The sequence below is a fragment of the Roseivivax isoporae LMG 25204 genome, assembly GCF_000521865.1.
Taxonomy (GTDB): Bacteria; Pseudomonadota; Alphaproteobacteria; order Rhodobacterales; family Rhodobacteraceae; genus Roseivivax; species Roseivivax isoporae.
On record NZ_JAME01000089.1, the window covers coordinates 1 to 2,733 of the forward strand.

At 66.4% G+C, this 2,733-nt stretch carries 2 protein-coding genes and 1 pseudogene; all 3 read left to right on the forward strand.

Features of this window, described 5'->3' with window-relative positions; all coding sequences use genetic code 11:
* On the forward strand, window positions 1-1,871 hold a 1,871-nt coding region (locus RISW2_RS25155; protein ID WP_084615544.1), incomplete at its 5' end, for a hypothetical protein.
* Window positions 1,871-2,554 carry a hypothetical protein gene (locus tag RISW2_RS22555; protein WP_043775533.1) on the forward strand — a complete coding sequence of 228 codons (684 nt, stop codon included), beginning with the start codon at window positions 1,871-1,873 and terminating at the stop codon, window positions 2,552-2,554. The genes RISW2_RS25155 and RISW2_RS22555, both read left to right, overlap by 1 nt.
* A pseudogene (locus RISW2_RS22560) lies at window positions 2,551-2,733 on the forward strand (hypothetical protein); the annotation flags it as partial. The gene RISW2_RS22555 and the pseudogene RISW2_RS22560, both read left to right, overlap by 4 nt.

The following is a 2,733-nucleotide window of genomic DNA, read 5'->3' on the forward strand; positions in this document are numbered from 1 at the left end:
TGAAGCGCATCGAGACGCAGACCACCCGAACCGCCAAGAACACCGAGAACCGTTTCAAGGCTGCGAACAAGAACGTTGAGCGGAGCTTTCGGGATGTCGACCGCGGCGCGTCGGCGGCGGCCGGAGGTGGGCTCCGCCAAGTCTCGATGCAACTTTCCCAAGTCGCTCAGCAAGGCGCGGCGACGGGTAATTACCTGCAGGCTCTGGCCATCCAGGCGCCGGACCTCGCGCTCGGTTTCGGGGCGCTCGGTATCGCGGCCGGCGCGGCGATCCCGATCCTCTTCGGCGTGGCGCAAGCCGCCATGGGTGCAAGCGAAGAGATCGAGAAGCTTGACGTGCAGGGGGCGTATAGCGCGGCCGCCAGTGCTATCGACGCTGCGCGCGAGGCGCAGGACCGATATTCGGCAGCTGTTCGCCTTAGCGGAGTTTACCAGAGGGAGGTGACTGCCGAGGTTCTATCCAGCCTTCGGCTTGAAGCGCAGGCGCGCGAGGCGCTTGCTGCATTGGAGGTCGAGCGGCTCAACCGGCAACGAAGAACGCTTGAGGCAAATCTCGCGGCGAGCCGTGAGCAGCTTGACCGCCTTCTTCGCGACGTTAACCAGGGGTTGGAGTTCGACCCGAACGCGGACTTCATGAATTCCGAGGTCGAGCGCGCGCGACTGCAGGCAGTACAAGATGTCCTTGATGCCAACGAGGACTTGCTATCGTCCATACGTGAGCAGCAGGCAGAGCTCGATCTTGTCAATGCGCTTGTGGAGCAGGGACACGGCGAAGCCGCTGAGATGGTTAGCCAGCTGCTCGAGGCGGCCACTGCAGCCGGCACGATTGCGGCGACTGACTTTGCCGGAACTATAAGTGCAGCAGCTGATCAAGCTGCGAGGCTCGCTGACAACATGGAGGGTTCTGCAGCCGCGTGGGCGGCCTTCAACGCAGCGCGTGCGATGGCGGAACTGCCGCCAGGCATGACTACAGGGGAGGGGATCACGTCCCTCGACCTAGAAGGCGGGAATATCGACGACTATTTGCCGCCCGAGCTTCCGGCATTCAATGCACCGCGTTTCTCAACCCAAGGCCGTAAGGGACGTTCTGGCGGCGGCGGGAGCGGAAAATCCGAGGCCGAACGCAAGGCAGAGCAGGAGACGAACCGGCTCCTTTCCGAGCGCGACCGCATCCTGCGCGACCTCGAGGGCCCGCTCGAGGAGTACGAGCGCAAGCTCGCTGACCTGAACGAACTTCAGAAGCGGGGCGAGCTGACCACGGATCAGTACAACGCAGCGCTGGCGCGGCTCGACGAGCAACGGATGCAGGCCGAATGGGGCGCCGTGATCGAGGGGATCGAGAGCGTGTCCGACGCCATGGCGAACGCCATCGTGAACGGCGAGAACATGGGCGAGGCCCTTGGCAACATCTTCCGCGGCATCGCGGCCGACATCCTCTCGGCCGGGATCCGCGAGGCGCTCATGTCCGTCTTCAACGGCACCATGCAAGGCGGAGGCGGCGGCGGTTTCCTCGGCGGCATCATGTCTGCGATCAGCAGCGTCATCGGCGGGCGGCGCGCCGCAGGAGGCCCCGTCAGCGCCGGCCGCGCCTACATGGTGGGCGAGGCAGGCCCCGAACCCTTCGTGCCGGCGGTGAATGGCCGCATCTTGTCGACGGCACAGGCGCAGCAGGCACTTCGCGGGCCATCACAAGGCCAGGCGGCAGGCGGCATCGCCGACGTGAGGGTGTTCGTCGATCGGGACGGCAACTGGCAGGCCGCGGTCGAGCGCATCAGCGCGGTGCAGGCGCAGGCTGCCGCCGGATCGGTGCTGCGAAGCGTCAACCGCGGCTTCGGCGACCGTTTCAACCGACTTCGCGAGACCAACACCTGATGCAACGCCCGATCGTCACCGTGCCCTACAGCATGATGTGCGCCCTCGAGCGCGACTGGTGGATCGACTGGCGCGGGCAGGCTGAGGCCGAGCGGGTCGGGGGCGGTACGCAGGTCGTGTTCAACCAGTTCCCGCGCTGGATGGGCGAGATGGCTTTTTCCTTCACCGCAGAGAAGAGCGCCTACTGGCGGGCGATCGCGTGGGCGGCACAGGGGCGCCTCGGCATCTACCGCCTGTTCATGGCAGACCCGCTCGTGTTCATCCGCGCGAAGGTTCTTCCGGCTGACTGGATCCGGCTGGGCAAGCCGTTCTCGAACGACCAGCGGTTCTCGACCGGGTACGGCTTCGACCCGGGTCCGCAGGTGTCGGCGGCGGCCGCAGCCGCGCCTGGCGCCGAGGAGATCCTCGTGACGGTGACCGATCCCGGCCTGGTGCCGAAACAGGGCCAGATCATCAGCGCGGACGACTGGCCCATGGGCGTGCTCTGGGTCGCGGCCGAGGGTGGCGACGTCTACCGCCTCGGCGTGACGCTGCAGCGCGCGACAATCGCCGTCGGCGATCCGATCTCGCTCGTCGCGACCGGGCTTTTCGAGGCGCTCGACGATCTCGGATCGCGACTGGCCTACGGCAAGTCCCGCACCAGTGCGCCGACCATGACCTTCCGCGAGGTCCTGAACAGATGAGCTTCTTCCCCGAGGGCTTCGACCCGCGCGACGATCGCGTGGGGATGCTCGACCTGTGCGCAATCGACACGCCGGACGGGCCGGCCCGCTTCATCATCGGGACCGACGCGCGATTCACGGACACGGCCGGCGACGTCTGGCACGGCTCGACGCTGATCTCGGTCGACCAGCTGCAGATG